The following is a 17,952-nucleotide window of genomic DNA, read 5'->3' as shown; positions in this document are numbered from 1 at the left end:
GCGCATTCCCGGTGACAATAGGGACCATGCGACTGGCCTTCTCCACCCTCGGTGTCCCCGGTCTGCCCGTCCCGGACGTGGTCCGGCTCGCGGCCACCCACGGCTACCACGGCGTCGAGCTGCGCGCCCATCCCGAGGAACCCGTCCACCCCGGCATCGGCCACGGTGAACGGGCCGACGTGGCGGGCGAGTTCAAGGCGGGCGGCATCGAGCTCCTGGGCCTCGCGGGGTACACGCGGGTGGCCGCGCCCGGCGACGACGGCCCCGTGATCGACGAGATCCGCGAACTGCTCGACCTCGCCCACGACCTCGGCGCCCCGTACGTCCGGGTCTTCCCCGGCGCCGACCCCGAACAGACCCGCGAGCGCGCCGACGCCATCGCCGCCCGCCGGCTGGGCACCGCCGCGGAGTACGCGGGCGACCTCGGCGTCCGCATCCTGCTGGAGACGCACGACTCGCACCGCACCGCCGCCGACGCGATCCGCGTCCTCGGCCTGGTCGGCCACCGGCACGTCGGCGCCCTGTGGGACGTCATGCACACCTGGCTGGGCGGCGAGCAGCCCGCCGAGTCGTTCGCGGCCCTCTCCCCCTACCTCGGCTACGTCCAGGTCAAGGACATCGCCTCCGCCGACGACACCACCCCGCTGCCCCTCGGCGCGGGCGTGCTGCCGCTGTCCGACACCGTGGAGGTGCTCTCCCGGCACGAGTGGGACGGATGGCTGTGCTGGGAGTACGAGAAGCGGTGGTACGAGGACGCGGCGCCCCTGGAGGGCCTGCTGGAGGCGGGGCGCGCCCACCTGGGACGCCTGCTCAACGATTCGGCGTGATCCGGGCGGCCGGGTCCAGGCACCAGTCCAGGACCGCCGGCCACTCGCCGTAACCGGCGTCCAGGTCGAGGTGGGCGGCGCCGGGCAGGATGTCGGTGGGGATGCCCAGGGGGTCTCCGTAGAGGGCGCGGGCGCCCTCCGGGCAGTAGGGGTCGTCGTCCCCGGCCACCAGTCTGGTGGAGGCGGGGAGGGTGAAGTCCGGGGCGGGCGGCGCGAAGGCGGCGACCTCCGGGTGGCGCAGGAGGACGGAGGCGGAGGGCGGGGCGACCAGCAGGACGCGGTCCACGGCGCCGTCCGGCACCAGCCCGCGCGCGACCGCGTGCAGCCACAGCACCGCGGAGGCGCTGTGCGCGACCACGACCCGCTCGGCGTCCGCGCGCAGACCTGCCAGGTGGCGGGTGAGCTCCGACAGCCAGGTCTCGAGGTCCGGGTCGTCCGGGTCGGGGAGCTGGGGGTAGGTCACCGGGTGGCCGAGCGCGGCGAGGCGGTCGGCGAGCCGGTGCTGCCAGTGGGCCGCGGGGCGGCGGTTCTGCCAGCCGTGCAGGATCAGGACGTGCGAGGTCATGGGGTGCCCTTCGTGCTCGGGATCGTGGTGCTCAGGCTCGCGTCAGGAACCCCGCCACCCGCTCGCGCAGCCGTTCGCGGCACTGCGGCCACTCCTCGGCCGTGACGGAGAAGATCGCCGAGTCGCGCAGCCGGTCCTCCTCCCCCGGCGCCCAGGACCGCGACCAGTTGCGCAGGACGCCCTCGAAGCGGGCACCCACGCTCTCGATCGCCGCCCGGGAGCGGGCGTTGCGGGCGTCCGTCTTCAGGTCGACCCGCGACACGCCCCACACCTCGAAGGCATGGCCGAAGAGCAGCAGCTTGGCCTCGGCGTTCACGCCGGTGCCCTGCATCGAGCGGGCCAGCCAGGTGAAGCCGACCTCGACCGCGTCGAGCCGGTCGTCGCTGTGCCAGCACCGCGGCTCCCAGTACGCCGTCGCTCCCACCGCCCGCCCGGACGCGCGCGACACCTGGGCGTAGGGCGCGAGCCGCCCCGTCGCGGCCCGTGCCAGCTGCGCGTCGATGTAGGCGCCCACCTCGTCGGCCCTCGGCACCCAGGTGAAGCCGTAGGTGTCCCGGTTCTCCTCGGCCGCCGCTGCGAGGTCGGCGGCATGCCGGACCTCCAGCGGCTCCAGGCGCACCGACGCGCCCTCCAGCACCGGGCCTCGCAGCATGTGCCCCACTCAGTCCTCCAGCCCGCTCGTCAGCCGTCCCGCGAACTCCGCGAACGCCCTGTGAAAGCCGGGGAAAGTCTTGCGTACGCAGTCGGGGTCGTCGAACGAGATTCCCGGTGCGCGCAGCCCGGTGACCGCGAAGGACATGACGACGCGGTGGTCGCCGTAGGAGGTGATCTCCGCCGGTGCGGGCGGGGTGCCCGGACGGATCTCGATCCAGTCCGGGCCGGTGGCCACCTCCACACCGAGCCGCCGCAGGTTGTGCGCGCAGGCCTCCAGCCGGTCGCACTCCTTGACCCGGGTGTTCGCCACGTCCTCGATGCGCACGGGGCCGGTCGCGAAGGGCGCGATCGCCGCCAGCGTCGGCATGGTGTCGGAGATGTCCCGCATGGCGACCGTCAGGCCGCGCAGCTCGCCCGTGCCGCGGACGGTCGTGGCGTCCGCGCCGACCGTGACGTCCGCACCCATGCGCCGCAGCACCTCGACGAAGCCCAGGTCGCCCTGGAGGGCGCCGCGGCCCAGGCCGGGGACCGTCACCTCGCCGCCCGGGGTGACCGCGGCCGCCGCGAAGAAGTAGCTCGCGGTCGAGGCGTCGGGTTCGATCGGGCAGGTCGTGGCGCGGTAGCCGCCCGGGGGGACGACGAAGACGTCGCCCTCGCGGGTCACCTCCGCCCCGAAGGCCCGCATCATCGCGACGGTGATCTCCACGTACGGGGCGGAGACCAGGTCCGTGACCCGGATGCGCAGGCCCTCGCGGGTCAGCGGGCCGAGCAGCAGCAGCGCCGTCAGGTACTGCGAGGACTGGCCGGCGTCCAGGGTGACCTCCCCGCCCGCGACGCCGGCCGCCCGGACCGTGAGGGGATGGTGGCCCTCCGCCTCCTCGTGCCGCAGGTCCACGCCGAGGTCACGCAGCGCGCGGGTGAGCGGCAGCAGCGGGCGGCGGCGCATCTGGGGCGAGGCGTCGAAGCGGTACGTGCCGTGCCCGGTCGCCGCCAGCGCGGGCAGGAAGCGGGCGGTCGTGGCTCCGTCCCGGCAGTACACGTCCGCCTCCTTCGCGGCCGGGCCCTGCGGGCGGCCGTCGATCTGCCAGGCGTCCGGGGTCCTGCCGACCCGGTAGCCGAGGCGCGTCAGGCCTTCGGCGAAGCCCTCGGTGTCGTCCGAGCGCAGCGGCCGGACGAGGGTGGTGACCCCGTCGGCCGCGGCGGCCAGGAAGAGGGCGCGGGCGGTGAGGGACTTGGAGCCGGGGAGGTGCGCAACGGGCATGGTTCATGATCGGCCCAGCACCGGCTCGGGCGCCGCCCCGTCCACGGGATGGACCGCCTCGCGTCGCCGCCGCGGCACCGACGCGAGCCCCACCCCGCCGACCAGCAGTGCCGCCGCGCACCAGCGCAGGCCGCTCACCGACTCGCCGAGGAACAGCGCCGCCGACGACATCCCGAAGACCGGCACCAGGAGGGAGAAGGGCGCGACCGTGGACGCCGGGTGCCGGCGCAGCAGCCAGCCCCACGCCCCGAAGCCGAAGACCGTGGTGACCCAGGCGACGTAGACGACCGTGCCGGCGCCCTGCCAGTCGAGGGCGCGCAGGGCGTCGTAGTCCCGGCCGGGGCCCTCCAGGAGGAGGGACAGGGCGAGGAGCGGGAGGACCGGGACCGTGCTGACCCAGACCATGAAGTTCAGCGCGTCGGGCGGGGCCGCCTTGCGGGTGAGGACGTTCGAGACGCCCCAGCAGGCCGCCGCCCCGATGACGAGGGCGAACGCGCCGAGGGGTCCCGAGGCGCCCTCGTCCACCGCGGCGACGCCGATGCCCGCCAGGGCGACCGCCATGCCCACCACCCGGAGGCGGGAGGGACGTTCGCCGAGCGCGACGAAGGCCACGGCCGCCGTGAACACCGCCTGGATCTGCAGCACCAGGGACGACAGGCCGGCCGGCATGCCCGCGTCCATGCCGACGAAGAGCAGGCCGAACTTCGCCACTCCCAGCACCAGTCCCACCGCCAGCACCCACTTGAAGGCCACCTTCGGGCGGCCCACGAAGAAGACCGCGGGGAGGGCCGCCGCGAAGAAGCGCAGGGCCGAGAAGAGCAGCGGCGGGAAGTGGGCGAGGCCGATCTCGATGACGGTGAAGTTGACGCCCCAGACGGCGGCCACGAGGACGGCGAGGGCGAGGTGCGCGGGTCTCATGCGTCGAGCATCACTTTCCCCGACCGTGAAGCACCAGCGATGATTGCTGCATGGTCGGATGAAGCATCGCTGATGAATGGGGGGCTCCCGTGCTCGATCTCCAGCGGCTGCGCGCGCTGCACGCCGTCTCCGTCCACGGCACCGTGGGCGCGGCGGCGGCCGCCCTCGGGTACACGCCCTCGGCGGTGTCCCAGCAGATCGCCAAGCTGGAGCGGGAGACCCGGACCGTGCTGCTCGAACGGGAGGGGCGCGGGGTGCGGCTGACGGCCGAGGCGCACCGACTGGTCGACACGGCGCAGGAGTTGCTGGCCATCGTCGAGCGGGCCGAGACCGAGCTGGAGGAGCGGCGCGGGATGCCGGCGGGGCGGCTGACGATCGCCGCGTTCGCGTCGGCGGCGCGCGGGCTGATGCCGGCCGTGCTGGCCGACCTCGCCGTCCGGCATCCGGCGCTGGACGCCCGGCTGTCCGAGATCGACCCGCATCTGTCGGTGGACCTGGTCGCCAAGGGCGCCGTCGACCTGGCCGTGGCGCACGACTGGGACATCGCGCCGATGCCCGTGCCGCCCGGTGTGGAGCACGCGGCGATCGGCGACGACCGCAGCACGCTGCTGGTGCCCGAGGGGCATCCGTTCGCCGGGCGCGAGTCGGTGCGGCGCGAGGACCTGGGCGGGCAGCGGTGGGTGTGCCAGCCGCCGGGCCGGGTCTGCCACGACTGGCTGCTGCGCACGATGCGCGCGGCCGGGCACGAGCCGGAGATCGTGCACCAGGCGGACGAGAACCCCACGCTCGTCGCCCTGGTCGCCGGCGGCCTCGGCATCTGCCTGGTGCCGCGTCTGGGCCGCGGCCCGCTGCCGCCCGGGGTCGTCGAGGTGCATTTGGATCCGACCCCGGTGAGGCACCTGTACGCCCTGTGGCGCAAGGGAGCCGCCCGTCGTCCGGCGATCGCAGAGACCGTACGCACGCTGCAGGAGAAGTGGCCGGAAGTGGCGGCACTTCCGTCCCGCTGAGCCCTCCGTCACCAACTTCCGGAATTCGGGCGGAAGGCGGGAACCCACCCCGAACACGGTTCGTCCAACCCGCAGGCTGCCGGATGAGTCTCCGCCGTGCGGTGTCGGCCCTCGCTGCTGGCTGCGATCGCTGACCTACCCTCTCCGCCGTGCTGCGGCCGGCAGCGAAGCCGCCATCGGCGCGCCCCCCTCCAACAGCGCCGATGGCGGCCCCTTTCTGATCTCGGGCCTGTCGTTTGGATCAGCTCGGCGTCGCGGGCCCTGGCACGCACATCTGCCGCGTTGTCGTCACTCGCCGACGCTCCGCGTCGACTCCCTCCTCCGCCTTGCAGCTGCACGCACCAGACCCCGCTCGGGCCGGCCAGGACGCACCGTCCCCTGCAGCCGACCTGATCCAAACGACAGGCCCGAGCGTGCGCAGTGTCTTGACTGGCAGAAACTTTCTGGATATCTCATCTCCACGGAAGTTTCCTTCAGCGGATCTTCTCCGGAAGGAGCGCACGTGCCCTCCAGACGTACCGTTCTCGCCGCGACGATGGGTGTCACCGCCGCCCTCGCCGTCGGCGGCACCGCCCGGGCCGACGACGAGAGGCTGCGCGCCCTCGTCTCCCGTATGACCCTCGAGGAGAAGGTCGGCCAGCTCTTCGTCATGCGGGTCTACGGCAATTCGGCCACCGACCCCGCCCAGGCCGACATCGACGCCAACCTCAAGGAGATCGGCGTCCGCACCGCCGCCGAGCTGATCGCCAAGTACCGCGTCGGCGGCATCATCTACTTCACCTGGGCGCACAACACCGAGAACCCGCGCCAGATCGCCGCCCTGTCCAACGGCATCCAGCGCGCCTCCCTCGGCGCGCCCCGCGGTCTGCCCGTCCTGATCGCCACCGACCAGGAGCACGGCATCGTCTGCCGCGTCGGCCGGCCGGCCACCCTGTTCCCCGGCGCCATGGCCATCGGCGCCGGCGGCTCCCGCGGGGACGCCCGCACCCTCGGCCGCATCTCCGGCGGCGAGTTGCGGGCCATCGGCATCAACCAGGACTACTCCCCCGACGCCGACGTGAACGTCAACCCGGCCAACCCGGTCATCGGCGTACGGTCCTTCGGCGCCGACCCGGACGCGGTGGCCGCGCTGGTCGCCGCCGAGGTCCAGGGCTACCAGCGCTCGCGGGTCGCCGCGACCGCCAAGCACTTCCCGGGGCACGGCGACACGGCCGTCGACAGCCACTACGGCTTCCCGGTCATCACCCACACCCGGGAGGTCTGGGAGAAGCTGGACGCGGTGCCGTTCCGGGCGGCGATCAGGGCGGGCATCGACTGCGTCATGACCGCGCACATCCAGTTCCCGGCCCTCGACGACTCCGGTGACCCGGCGACCCTGTCCCACCCGATCCTCACCGGCATCCTGCGCGGCGAACTCGGCTACGACGGGGTCGTGGTGACCGACTCCCTGGGCATGGAGGGCGTCCGCACCAAGTACGGCGACGACCGCGTCCCGGTGCTCGCCCTCAAGGCCGGCGTCGACCAGCTCCTCAACCCGCCGGACCTCGCCGTCGCCTGGAACGCGGTCCTGAAGGCCGTACGGGACGGGGAGCTGACGGAGGCACGGCTGGACGAGTCGATCCTGCGCATCCTGCGGCTGAAGGCGCGGCTGCGGCTGTTCGACGACCCGTACGCGCGAGAGGCGGACGTGGACCGCAGGGTGGGCACGAAGAGCCACCTGGAGGCGGCCGACCGCATCGCCGAGCGGACGACGACCCTGCTGGTCAACGAGGGCGGCCTGCTGCCGCTGTCCCCGCGCACCCGGACGAGGGTCCTCGTCGTCGGCGCCGACCCGGCCTCCCCCTCCGGCACCACCGGCCCCCCGACGGGCGTCCTCGCGGCGGCCCTCACCGAACTGGGCTTCGCGGCGACGGCGTTGTCGACGGGCACCGCCCCGTCCGCGGCCACGATCGCCCAGGCGGTCGCGGCGGCGGGGGACGCGGACGCGGTGGTCGTCGGGACCTACAACCTGACCGCGACCGGTTCCCAGAAGACCCTGGCCGAGCAGCTGGTGGCGACCGGGAGGCCGGTGGTCGCCGTCGCGATCCGCAACCCCTACGACGTGGCCCAGCTGCCCTCCGTACCGGCCGTCCTGGCCGCGTACTCGTGGACGGACGTCGAACTGCGGGCGGCGGCCCGGGTGATCGCCGGGAAGGTCGCGCCGCGCGGACGGCTGCCGGTGCCGGTGCAGCGGGCCGACGACCCGGCGCAGGTGCTGTACCCCATCGGCTACGGGCTGACGTACTAGACGGGGCGTAGCCCCCGTACGTCGCACAACCGGCGTACGCCCCCCAAAGGGCTCAAACCATCCCGCGCGTCTGGCGTGCGCCCGCTGTCGCGGGTCACGCTGGGGCCGGGGGTATGTGGGGGGAATGCGATGCGTGCGAGATGGTCGGCGGGGGTGCTCGGCGTGCTCCTGGTCGCCGGGATGGCGAGCGGGTGCGGGCTGCTGTCCGGGTCCGGTGCGGCCGGGGACGGAGCACCGAGCGGGCCGCCGACGGGCGGCGGGACGGCCGCCTCGGCGCGCCCGTCGGGGTACGGCGCGGTGTTCCTCGCGGTCGACGAGTGCAGTTCCTTCGGCACGAGCAGCTTCACCGAGGTGCCGTGCACCAGTGAACGGGCGGCGGCCCGGGTCGTCGCCCGCTTCGACGGCACGGTCGCCCAGGGGCCGCTGTGCCCGGCGACCACCGACTTCGTGCTGCACATCAGCGAGCAGAGCCCGTCCTCCGACGAGGACGGCGACGGCACGGTGCCGCAGGGCTACGCCTGCATGCGCAACCTGGAGCCGCCGCATCCCGGCGACCCGGGCGGCGGGGGCGGCCCGCGCACCATCGTCGGCGACTGCGTCTACGGCTCCGGCGACGGCCAGGTCCGCGAGACGGCGTGCGACGGCAGCGGGAAGAGGAAGCCGCAGTACGAGGTGGTGAAGGCGGCGGCCACGCGGGGCGCGTGCCCCCGGGACACGGCCCTGTACGTACGGCTGAGGGGGACGGACCCGGTGGGCTGCGCCCGGCGGCTGTGACGACCGCCGGGCGCAGCACGGGAGTTACGGTCGCAGCGCCGGCTCGCGCTCGACGTCCCGCACGTCCAGGCGGGCGTCGAACCGGGCCAGCGGCTTCGCCTGTGCCGTGGACGCGGCCGGGACACCGGCCCACTGGAGGATCCGGGCGGTGGCGAAGGCCTTCTGGTCGGCGACCAGACCGGCCACGTTCGCGCCGTGGTTCATGCCGGGCGCGGTGAAGACGTACGAGTCCTTGGCGCCCTTGTCGACGCGGAACCGCTCCGAGCCCCACGGGTCGTTCTGGCCGTAGACGTACAGCGTGTGCCGGGCGTGCCGGCGCACCCAGGTGTCGACGTCCCGCATGGCCCGCGGCTGGAACCGGGTCGGGATCTCGCGCGGGACGAAGTTCCGGGGCGGCTGGTAGCCGTAGCGGATGTACCGCTTCTCGATGTACGGGAAGTGGATGGTGGGCGCGCCGAGTTGGGTGGCCGCCTGGTAGTAGTACGGCGTGTACGGCTCCAGGCCCTGGTCGGCGTAGGCGGAGAAGCCGGAGATCGTGTCGATGGAGTCCCAGATCTGGTCGTCGGTCGCGCGCTTCGCGTCCGGCGGGATCAGGCTGTCGTCAGCGCAGTTGGCGAGCAGGTTGTACTGCCAGAAGCCCCAGACGTAGTCGAGGACGACCGCCTCGTACGCCTTGTCGAGGCTGCCGACGGTGGTGAAGGTGTAGCCGTTGTCGGCCGCGTACGCCGCGTACTTCTTCTCCAGCGGCTCCCGGCGCACCAGCGCCTCGCGCTGCACCGCGTTCAGCCGGTCGCGGCACTGCTCGGTGCCGACCTTGGTGAAGAAGCGGTCGTAGGCGGAGTCCTCGTCGTTGACGACGTCGTTCGGGGCGACGTAGGCGACGGTGCCGTTCATGTCGCCGGGGTAGAAGCGCTCGTAGTAGGTGGCGGTCATGCCGCCCTTCGAGCCGCCGGTGGCGATCCAGTTCGCGGAGTAGATCGGCTTCAGCGCCTGGTAGATGCGGTGCTGGTCGCTCGCCGCCTGCCAGATGTCCAGCTTGGACCAGTCGGCCGGCGCGGGCCGGGACGGGGTGAAGAAGCGGTACTCCATGGAGACCTGGTTGCCGTCCACGATCTGGGTCGGCTCGCGGCGGCTCGCGTTCGTGGAGACGTTGTAGCCGCTGGTGTAGAAGACCGTCGGGCGGCTGACGTCCTTGTGCAGCACGGTGATCCGCTGCTGGAAGGTGCCCTTGGACGGGTGCCGGTGGTCGACCGGCTGGGTGTAGTTCAGGACGAAGAAGCGGTAGCCGGGATACGGCTTCTCCTCGATCAGGCTCATCCCCGGTACGGAGAGCAGCCGATCCTTGATGTCGGTGCCGGTGGCCTCCGGCTGGGCCGCGGTGGCGGCTCCGGCCGTGCTCAGCGTGCCTATCAGCACCGTGAGCGCGAGCAGCCATCTGAGCGCCTTGCGCATGCACCCTCCCCTGTGTGAACAGATGTCCGCCGGAAGCTAGCCCAGCAACGGACGCCTGCGAAAGGGGAGTTCAAGAAATACCCGGGAGAATCCCGTGAATCAGCAAAGGATCCAGCCGGAACTGACCGTGCCCCGCCCCACCGAGCCGGTGATCCACACGCACCGGTGCCCGGCGTGCACGGTCACCGGGCCCGCGTGGTGGCTGTAGCGGCCCTTGTCGACGACGGGGCGGTTGCCGCGCGCCTGGACGCCGACGGACATCGAGCGCCGCGCGGCGGAGGGCTTGGCGGGGAAGGTGACGGCGCAGACGTAGCCGTCGTGCTTGTAGACGTGGACGACCCCGGTGGAGAACGACAGGTCCCTCACCTTGCGCCCCCCGCAGTACGAAGCGGCCTGCGCGTTACCGGGTGCCGCGAGCGCGAGCAGTCCGGACGCGGTCAGCACGGCCATGCCGACCGCGACCCGCCGACGTATCGCACCAGTGTCCACTGTCGTCCCTCCCCTACCGCCGCCAACGAACGTACTGATGTACGGACGCAGGACGTATGTCGGATGGTTGCACGACCGTCAGTGGGACGCGGCGACCGGCTCTCCGGGGTCCGGTTCGCCGATGAAGGTCCGCCACAGCTCGGCGTACCGCCCGTCCAGGGCGAGGAGTTCCTCGTGCGTGCCGTCCTCGACGACCCGCCCGTGGTCCATCACCACCACCCGGTCCGCGCGGGCCGCGGTGGTCAGCCGGTGGGCGACCACGAGTGTCGTACGGCGGCCGGCCAGCCGGTCCGTCGCCGCGTTGACCTGCGCCTCCGTGGCGAGGTCCAGGGCGGCGGTCGCCTCGTCGAGGAGCAGCACGTCGGGGTCGACCAGTTCGGCGCGGGCGAGGGCGATCAGCTGCCGCTGGCCCGCGGAGAGGTTGCGGCCGCGCTCGGCGACCTGGTGCAGGTAGCCGCCCTCCAGCGTGGCGATCATGTCGTGCGCGCCGACCGCCCGGGCCGCCGCCTCCACCTCGGCGTCGGTGGCGTCGGGGCGGCCGTAGGCGATGGCGTCGCGGACGGTGCCCTGGAAGAGGTACGCCTCCTGCGGGACGACGCCCAGCCGGTGGCGGTAGGCGGTGAGGTCCAGCGCCCGCAGGTCGGTGCCGTCGACCGTCACCCGGCCGCCCGTCGGGTCGTAGAACCGGGCCACCAGCTTCACCAGCGTCGACTTCCCGGCGCCCGTCTCGCCGACGAACGCGACCGTCTGCCCGGCGGGGATCTTCAACTCGATCCCGGCGAGGGCCTCTTCGTCGTCGCCGTAGGCGAAGTGCACGTCCTCGAAGGCCACTTCGCCGCGCAGGGAGGGCACGTCGAGGGGTTTGTCGGCGGCCCGGGTGGAGGTCGGCTCCCGGAGCAGCTCCTGGATGCGGCCGAGGGAGACGGTGGCCTGCTGGTAGCCGTCGAAGACCTGGGAGAGCTGCTGCACCGGCGCGAAGAACAGGTCGATGTAGAGGAGGTAGGCGACCAGGGCGCCCGTGGTGAGCGTGGCGTTCTCCACCCGGCCCGCGCCCGTGAACAGCACGGCCGCCGCCGCGACGGACGACAGCAGCTGCACGAACGGGAAATAGATGGAGATCAGCCACTGGCCCCGGATACGGGCCTGGCGGTAGTTGTCGCTGCGCTCGGCGAACCGCGCGCCGCCGTCCCGCTCGCGCCGGAAGGCCTGCACGATCCGCAGCCCGGAGACCGACTCCTGCAGGTCGGCGTTGACCAGCGCGACCCGCTCACGGGCCAGTTCGTACGCCTTCACGCTCGCCCGGCGGAAGAAGTACGTGCCGACGATCAGCGGCGGCAGCGTGGCGAACACCACGAGCGCGAGCTGCACGTCGATCACCAGCAGGGCGACCATGATGCCGAAGAAGGTGACGACGGAGACGAAGGCGGTGACCAGGCCGGTCTGCAGGAAGGTGGAGAGGGCGTCGACGTCGGTCGTCATCCTCGTCATGATCCGGCCGGTCAGCTCCCGCTCGTAGTAGTCCAGGCCGAGCCGCTGGAGCTGGGCGAAGATCTTCAGCCGCAGCGCGTACAGGACCCGCTCGCCGGTGCGCCCGGTCATCCGGGTCTCGCCGATCTGCGCCGCCCACTGGGCGAGCACGGCGGCCAGACCGAGCAGCGCGGCCGCCCAGACCGCGCCGAGGGCCAGGGCGTTGACGCCCTTGTCGATGCCGTGCCGGATCAGCACCGGCAGCAGCAGGCCCATGCCGGCGTCGACGGCGACCAGGCCGAGGCTGATCAGCAGCGGCGGCCCGAAGCCCCGCAGCAGCCGCCTGAGGCCGTAGGACACCTCCGGCAGCACCGCCCGTGCCTCGTCGATGTCCGGCGTGTCGGTCGCCGGGGGCAGCGCCTCGACCTGGGCGAGGAGTTCGGGGGTGGCCGGCATGCCCTCCGTCGCCGTGTCCCGCGGGGTGCGCTCCCCGGCCCACAGCCGCGGGGTGATGCCCCGCTCGGCGTCGAACTCGGCGTCCAGCTCCTCCCGCACCGAGGTGTCCTCGCGCGGGCAGGCGGGCTGGGTGTGGCCGGGCGAGACCCCGCCGAGCTCGTCGGGGTCGGTGAGCAGGCGGCGGTAGAGGGCGGAGCGTTCCTGGAGCTCCTCGTGGGTGCCGAGGTCGGCGAGCCGGCCGTCCTCCAGGACGGCGATGCGGTCGGCGAGGTTCAGGGTGGAGCGGCGGTGGGCGATGAGCAGGGTCGTACGGCCCCGCATGACCTCCTTGAGCGCCTCGTGGATCTCGTGCTCGACCCGGGCGTCCACGGCCGAGGTGGCGTCGTCCAGGACCAGCAGCCGGGGGTCGGCGAGGATGGCGCGGGCGAGGGCGACGCGCTGGCGCTGGCCGCCGGAGAGGGTCAGTCCGTGCTCGCCGACCTTGGTGTCGTAGCCGTCGGGGAGCTCGGCGATGAAACGGTCCGCCTGGGCGGCGCGGGCGGCCGTCAGGATCTCCTCCTCGGTCGCGTCGGGGCGGCCGTAGGCGATGTTGTTGCGGACCGTGTCGGAGAAGAGGAACGAGTCCTCGGGGACCAGGCCGATCGCGGCCCGGAGCGAGTCGAGGGTGAGCTCGCGGACGTCGTGGCCACCCACCAGGACGGCGCCGTGGGTGACGTCGTAGAAGCGCGGCAGCAGCAGGGAGACCGTGGACTTGCCGGAGCCGGAGGAGCCGACGACCGCGAGGGTCTCGCCGGGGCGGATCTCGAAGGACAGGCCCTTGAGGACGGGGCGCTCGTCGTCGTAGCCGAAGGACACGTCGTCGAACTCGACGGTCGCGGGCGCGTCGGCGGGCAGCTCCTTCGTGCCGTCCGTCATCGACGGCTCGGTGTCGATCAGCTCCAGGACGCGCTCGGTGCCGGCGCGCGCCTGCTGCCCCACCGTGAGCACCACGGCCAGCATGCGGACCGGGCCGACGAGCTGGGCGAGGTAGGTGGAGAAGGCGACGAAGGTGCCGAGGGTGATGTGCCCGCCGACCGCCAGCCAGCCGCCGATGGCGAGCATGGCGACCTGGCCGAGGGCGGGGACGGCCTGCAGGGCCGGGGTGTAGGTGGAGTTCAGCCGGATGGTGCGCAGCCGCCCGGCGAAGAGCCGGCGGCTGACCTCGCGCAGCTTCCCGGTCTCCTGGTCCTCCTGCCCGAAGCCCTTGACCACGCGGACGCCGCTGACGGCGCCGTCGACCACGCCCGCGACGGCGGCGGCCTGGGCCTGGGAGTACCAGGTGGCGGGGTGCAGACGGGAGCGGCTGCGCCGGGCGATCCACCACAGGGCCGGCGCGACCGCGAGGGCGACCAGGGTCAGCGGCAGCGACAGCCAGGCCATGATCACCAGGGAGATCAGGAAGAGCAGGATGTTCCCGATGGTCATCGGGAGCATGAAGAGCAGGCCCTGGATGAGCTGGAGGTCGCTGGTGGCCCGCCCGACGACCTGGCCGGTGGACAGCTCGTCCTGCCGCCGGCCGTCGAGCCGGGTGATCGTCCCGAACATCTCGGTCCGCAGGTCGTGCTGGACGTCGAGGGCGAGGCGGCCGCCGTAGTAGCGGCGCACGTAGGTGGCGGCGTAGACGAGGACGGCGGCGCCGAGCAGGGCGCCCACCCAGGGGCCCATGGAGCGGCTGTGGTCGCCGATCACGTCGTCGATGATCACCTTGGTGACCAGCGGGACCACGGCCATGACGGCCATGCCGGCGAGCGAGGAGCCGAGCGCGAGGACGACGTCCTTCGGATACCGCCACGCGTACGCGGCCAGTCGCCGTGCCCATCCCCGTTGCTCGCTCACGCGGGTGCCCTCCGTCGAAATCTCCTGATCTACCGGAAGGCACCAACACACGAGGAAGCGGATTTCATCCCTCCGCAACAAAACGGGGGGCGGCGGCGGGCCCCGTGCCCGCGGGTGCGCTCAGATCCGTACCCGCAGGTGGTAGAAGCGGGTCGTCTGTACCGCGTTCTGGTTGTCGTCGCTGACCAGCAGCACCTTCAGGCGGCCCTTCGAGTACCCCGTGACGGCCATTCCCTCGATGTTGTCGAGCAGCGGGTTCGGCTGGGGCTGCTTGGCGGTGGCGCCGAGGGAGGGGCAGGCGGCGAGGTCGGCGAGGAGGGTCTTCCGGATCGGGCGGACGCCCGGCTGCCCGGTCAGGTTCACGACGCCGGAGGTGTCCGTGGCGTGGCGCGGGTCGGCCAGGTAGAGGCGGACGGTGTTGCCGACGCCGGAGGTGAAGCCGCGCTCCAGGCCCAGGAGGCGGCCGTCGGGGGTGGCCTGCACCTCGGGGACGCCCAGGCCGGCGTCGAGGGGGTAGGCGTACTGCGCGGCCGGGCGGAAGCGGCCGCCCTTCGCGCGGGTCCAGGTCTGGAAGCGGACGAGGGTCGCCGAGTCGCCGGAGAGCGCGTTCTCCATCGAGGCCAGCAGAGTGCGGCCGCCGGGCAGGAGGGTCAGGCCCTCGAAGGTCTGGTTGGCCGTGGCGCGGCCGGCGGGGGCGACGAGGAGCGGGGAGGGGACCGGGAGCCGGTCGAGGATTTCGCCGTCGGGGCTGTAGCGGCGGATCGACGGCTCGGTCTCGGAGGTGATCAGCCGGGTGCCGTCCCGGTCGACGACCAGGCCCTCACTGTCGAGCGCGGCGCCCTTCTCGTCCGCGAGCGGGACGACCCGCTTCGGGGCGAGGGTCCGGGCGTCCAGGTCGAACAGGGACGAGCGGTCCTCCAGGGCGGCGATCGAGCCGTCCGTGTCCACCGCGAGCGCGGAGAAGTTGCCGACGAAGGTGCCGTCGTACGTCGTCTTGTCGAGCGCGTCGGAGAAGCGGTCGACGGAGACGGCCGGCGAACAGGCGTGAGAGGCGCGGGGGGTGGCCGTGGCGGGCCCGGCGGCGGTCAGGCAGGTGGCCGCCGCCAGGGCCGCGGTGGTGGTCGCGAGTACGGATCTCAGGCGCATGGGCGCCACCGTAGGACGGGACGGTGACGGGCGGGAGACCGGCAGGGGTCAACTGGCGGCCAGATCCTTGTGGATGACCTTGGCCACGCCCTGGATGGTGTTGATGCCGTAGCTCATGGTGCTGTTGCCCCAGGTGAGCACCGTGATCATGTAGTCGTGGCCGCCGCCGTTGAAGGTGCCCAGGCTGTGCACCCGCCAGCCGTGCGTGGAGCGCTGCAGCCAGCCGTTCTTGACGTGCCAGGTGACCCCGGACGGGGTGCCGTACGGCGTTCCCCAGCGCTGCGAGGAGATGACCTGGCCCATCAGCTTCAGGATGAAGGCGCGGGAGTTGTCGCTCAGCACCGCGTTCCTCGCGGTGATCAGCTTCAGCAGCTTCTGCTCGTCGGTGACGTTGACCTGCGTCAGACCCCAGTAGTTGTTCGCGCCGGGCACGGTCTTCGTCATCCCGGCGGCGGTGAGGAAGCCCTTGATCTTCGTCAGGCCGAGCTGCTTCCACAGCGTGCTGGCCGCCGCGTTGTCCGACTTGGTGATCATGGCGGTGGAGAGCGAGACCTCGGTGTCGGTGAGGTAGCGGTTGTGCTTCTTCGCGTCCCACAGCAGCGTGGCGAGGATGGTGACCTTGACGATGCTGGCGGAGTCGTAGGAGTTGGTGGCGCGCAGCGAACACGTCGTGTTGGTGGTGCGGTCGTAGAGGCCGACGGCGATGGTGCCCGAGCGGCCCGCGACGGCGGCGGTGATGTCCTTCTGCAACTTGGTGGCCAGCGCCGCCTTGGAGGACGTGCAGCTGACGGCGGTGGCGGCCGAGGCGGGCGCGGCGGCCACGACGGGTATGAGGACGCCGAGTCCGACGGCGCCGGTGACGAGCGCTCTGGCACGTCTGGTGGAAGTCCCGAGATTCATGCCCCTGTTGACACACGGGTTCGGGTGAATGGTTGTACGCGTGACCTGCCGCCTTGGGCAAAGCCTGTCCCATGCGTGACCGGGGCTTGGCCGATTCACAGCCGGGAGCAAGGTCCGGCACAGCCCGCACCCACGCCCCCTCTGCACGATGCGCTCGTGACATCTGCCACCGATCCGCACCCCCACACCGAGCCCGCGTCCGCCGACCGGACGCCGCCCGCTCCACCGACGGCACCGCCGGACCGGGCGCCGCGCTGGTCGCTGCCCGCCCTGATCGCGATCCTCGTCGTGGCGGCCGTCCTGTACGCCTGGAACCTCTCCGGGTCGGGCATGAACACCTTCTACAGCGGTGCCGTCTGGGCCGGCACCCAGAGCTGGAAGGCCTGGTTCTTCGGCTCGCTGGACCCCGGCAACTTCCTGACCGTCGACAAACCGCCGCTCGCCCTCATGGTCATGGGCCTGTCGTGCCGCCTGTTCGGCTTCGGCACCTGGCAGATGATGGTGCCTCAGATCGGCGCCGGCCTCGCCACCGTCTGGATCCTGCACTCCTCCGTGAAGCGGGTGTGGGGCCATGTCGCGGCGACCGTCGCCGCGCTGGTGCTGGCGCTGACCCCGATCACCGTCGCCATCAACCGCGACAACAACCCCGACACGCTCCTGGTGTTCCTGATGGTGGCGGGCGCGGCCCTCGCGCTGCGCGCCACCCGTGACGAGCGGCTGCTGCCGCTGCTCGGCTCGGCCGCCTGCTTCGGCCTGGCCTTCAACACCAAGCTGCTCGCGGGCTGGATCGCGCTGCCGGCCGTCTTCGCCCTCTACGTCTACGCGTCGAAGGCCCCCTGGGCGAAGCGGACCGTCAACCTGCTGCTGGCCGCGCTCGTGCTGGCCGTCTCCAGCTTCTGGTGGGCGATCGCGGTCTCCCTGGTGCCGGCCGCCGACCGGCCGTACATCGGCGGCTCGACGGACGGTTCCGCCTGGGACCTGATCATGGGCTACGACGGCCTCGGCCGGGTCTTCGGCGGCGAGGGCAACGGCGGGGGCGGGGGCGGCGGAGGCGGCTTCTCCGGCTCCGCGGGCCTGGGCCGCATGTTCAACGACATCCTCGGCGGCCAGATCTCCTGGCTGCTGCCGTTCTCCGCGATCGCCCTCGTCGGCGGCCTGGTGCTGTGCGGGCGGGCCCCGCGCGCCGACCTGAGGCGGATGGCGCTGGTGCTGTGGGGCGGCTGGACCGTCCTGCACTACGTCATCTTCGCGACCGCCCAGGGCACGATGCACCCGTACTACACGACCGCGCTCGCCCCGGGCATCGCGGCGCTGTGCGGCGGCGGTGGCGTGATGCTGCTGGACGCCTTCCGCCGCGACCGCCGCTGGGCGTGGGTGCTGCCCGTCGCCTTCGGCGTCACCGGGATCTGGGCGATCGTCCTGCTGCGCCGCGCCTCCGGCTGGAACACCTGGCTGTGGCCGGTGGTCGGCGTGCTGACCGTGGCGGCCGTCGTGGGCATGCTGGTCCTGCGGTCCGGCGGCCGGACCCGGCTGCTCACCGTTTCCGTCGCGGCGGCCGTGGTCGCCTCCCTCGCGGGCCCAACGGCGTACGCCGCGTCGGAGCCGTTCGGTTCGAGCGGCGGCGGTGGCGGCATGGGCGGCACGAATCCGACCGCCGGTCCCACCACGGGCGGCAGCTTCGGCGGGCCCGGCGGGGGCGGCAACCGGGGCGGCTTCCCGGGCGGCGGCGAGATGCCGGGCGGCACCGGGCAGGGCAGCCGGAACGGCCAGGCGGGCGGCTTCCCCGGCGGCGGCGAGATGCCGGGCGGCACCGGGCAGGGCAGCCGGAACGGCCAGGCGGGCGGCTTCCCCGGCGGCGGCGAGATGCCGGGCGG

Annotated in this window: 14 protein-coding genes; 5 read left to right on the top strand and 9 right to left on the bottom strand. The window is 72.9% G+C overall.

Annotation, left to right across the window (positions count from 1 at the left end):
* Positions 1–26 precede the first annotated feature (26 nt).
* On the top strand, positions 27–827 hold the full coding sequence (locus M8J74_RS23555; protein ID WP_249838355.1) for a sugar phosphate isomerase/epimerase family protein: 801 nt from the start codon (positions 27–29) through the stop codon (positions 825–827).
* On the opposite strand, the gene M8J74_RS23550 is transcribed toward M8J74_RS23555, so the two are convergent.
* The 4 genes from M8J74_RS23550 to M8J74_RS23535 are packed head-to-tail and all read right to left on the bottom strand — an operon-like array spanning position 811 to position 4,225.
* Positions 811–1,392, bottom strand: a complete 582-nt coding sequence (locus tag M8J74_RS23550; RefSeq protein WP_249838354.1) for an RBBP9/YdeN family alpha/beta hydrolase — start codon at positions 1,390–1,392, stop codon at positions 811–813. The two genes, M8J74_RS23555 and M8J74_RS23550, sit on opposite strands and share 17 nt — an antisense overlap.
* A 31-nt stretch (positions 1,393–1,423) precedes the next feature.
* A complete protein-coding gene (locus M8J74_RS23545) occupies positions 1,424–2,044 on the bottom strand; it encodes a GNAT family N-acetyltransferase (protein WP_283948511.1) in 621 nt (206 codons plus the stop codon).
* 9 nt (positions 2,045–2,053) lie between these two features.
* Positions 2,054–3,307 (bottom strand): 3-phosphoshikimate 1-carboxyvinyltransferase, encoded by a 1,254-nt coding sequence (gene aroA / locus M8J74_RS23540; protein ID WP_249838352.1) that lies wholly within the window; start codon positions 3,305–3,307, stop codon positions 2,054–2,056.
* A gap of 3 nt (positions 3,308–3,310) precedes the next feature.
* Complete coding sequence (locus M8J74_RS23535; protein ID WP_249838351.1) at positions 3,311–4,225, bottom strand: EamA family transporter; 915 nt, start codon at positions 4,223–4,225, stop codon at positions 3,311–3,313.
* Between the two features lie 89 nt (positions 4,226–4,314).
* Between M8J74_RS23535 and M8J74_RS23530 the strand changes: the two genes are divergently transcribed.
* The 3 genes from M8J74_RS23530 to M8J74_RS23520 all read left to right on the top strand — a co-directional run bounded on the left by M8J74_RS23530 (position 4,315) and on the right by M8J74_RS23520 (position 8,293).
* Positions 4,315–5,232 carry a LysR family transcriptional regulator gene (locus M8J74_RS23530; RefSeq protein ID WP_249838350.1) on the top strand — a complete coding sequence of 306 codons (918 nt, stop codon included), beginning with the start codon at positions 4,315–4,317 and terminating at the stop codon, positions 5,230–5,232.
* A gap of 502 nt (positions 5,233–5,734) precedes the next feature.
* Entirely contained in the window at positions 5,735–7,519 is a 1,785-nt protein-coding gene (locus M8J74_RS23525; RefSeq protein ID WP_249838349.1) for a glycoside hydrolase family 3 protein, read from the top strand.
* A gap of 129 nt (positions 7,520–7,648) precedes the next feature.
* Positions 7,649–8,293, top strand: a complete 645-nt coding sequence (locus M8J74_RS23520) for a hypothetical protein (RefSeq protein WP_249838348.1) — start codon at positions 7,649–7,651, stop codon at positions 8,291–8,293.
* Between the two features lie 24 nt (positions 8,294–8,317).
* Here the strand turns inward: M8J74_RS23520 and M8J74_RS23515 are convergent, their stop codons facing one another.
* From M8J74_RS23515 to M8J74_RS23495, 5 genes are all read right to left on the bottom strand, one after another.
* The gene (locus M8J74_RS23515; RefSeq protein ID WP_249838347.1) at positions 8,318–9,745 is read right to left on the bottom strand and encodes a S28 family serine protease; all 1,428 of its coding nucleotides are present in this window, start codon (positions 9,743–9,745) and stop codon (positions 8,318–8,320) included.
* Between the two features lie 99 nt (positions 9,746–9,844).
* Entirely contained in the window at positions 9,845–10,234 is a 390-nt protein-coding gene (locus M8J74_RS23510; RefSeq protein ID WP_249838346.1) for a hypothetical protein, read from the bottom strand.
* 78 nt (positions 10,235–10,312) lie between these two features.
* Complete coding sequence (locus M8J74_RS23505; RefSeq protein WP_249838345.1) at positions 10,313–14,032, bottom strand: ABC transporter ATP-binding protein; 3,720 nt, start codon at positions 14,030–14,032, stop codon at positions 10,313–10,315.
* A 120-nt stretch (positions 14,033–14,152) separates the two neighbouring features.
* Positions 14,153–15,178: an esterase-like activity of phytase family protein gene (locus M8J74_RS23500; RefSeq protein WP_249838344.1), complete on the bottom strand. Its 1,026-nt coding sequence runs from the start codon at positions 15,176–15,178 to the stop codon at positions 14,153–14,155.
* Between the two features lie 48 nt (positions 15,179–15,226).
* On the bottom strand, positions 15,227–16,078 hold the full coding sequence (locus M8J74_RS23495; protein ID WP_249838343.1) for a serine hydrolase: 852 nt from the start codon (positions 16,076–16,078) through the stop codon (positions 15,227–15,229).
* A 156-nt stretch (positions 16,079–16,234) separates the two neighbouring features.
* On the opposite strand from M8J74_RS23495, the gene M8J74_RS23490 reads away from it, so the two are divergent.
* Positions 16,235–17,952 (top strand): ArnT family glycosyltransferase (locus M8J74_RS23490; protein ID WP_249838342.1); only part of this gene is annotated, 1,718 nt, incomplete at its 3' end.

This window comes from Streptomyces panaciradicis, from assembly GCF_023516615.1.
In the GTDB taxonomy this organism is placed as follows: Bacteria; Actinomycetota; Actinomycetes; order Streptomycetales; family Streptomycetaceae; genus Streptomyces; species Streptomyces panaciradicis.
The sequence above is the reverse complement of the archived record's forward strand: the minus strand, read 5'-3'. Positions and strand labels throughout refer to the sequence as shown.

Coding starts and splice junctions, on each gene's coding strand:
- M8J74_RS23555 (WP_249838355.1), top strand. CDS start 27: ATGCGACTGGCCTTCTCCACCCTCGGTGTCCCCGGTCTGCCCGTCCCG.
- M8J74_RS23550 (WP_249838354.1), bottom strand. CDS start 1,392: ATGACCTCGCACGTCCTGATCCTGCACGGCTGGCAGAACCGCCGCCCC.
- M8J74_RS23545 (WP_283948511.1), bottom strand. CDS start 2,044: ATGCTGCGAGGCCCGGTGCTGGAGGGCGCGTCGGTGCGCCTGGAGCCG.
- aroA (WP_249838352.1), bottom strand. CDS start 3,307: ATGCCCGTTGCGCACCTCCCCGGCTCCAAGTCCCTCACCGCCCGCGCC.
- M8J74_RS23535 (WP_249838351.1), bottom strand. CDS start 4,225: ATGAGACCCGCGCACCTCGCCCTCGCCGTCCTCGTGGCCGCCGTCTGG.
- M8J74_RS23520 (WP_249838348.1), top strand. CDS start 7,649: ATGCGTGCGAGATGGTCGGCGGGGGTGCTCGGCGTGCTCCTGGTCGCC.
- M8J74_RS23515 (WP_249838347.1), bottom strand. CDS start 9,745: ATGCGCAAGGCGCTCAGATGGCTGCTCGCGCTCACGGTGCTGATAGGC.
- M8J74_RS23500 (WP_249838344.1), bottom strand. CDS start 15,178: ATGCGCCTGAGATCCGTACTCGCGACCACCACCGCGGCCCTGGCGGCG.
- M8J74_RS23495 (WP_249838343.1), bottom strand. CDS start 16,078: ATGAATCTCGGGACTTCCACCAGACGTGCCAGAGCGCTCGTCACCGGC.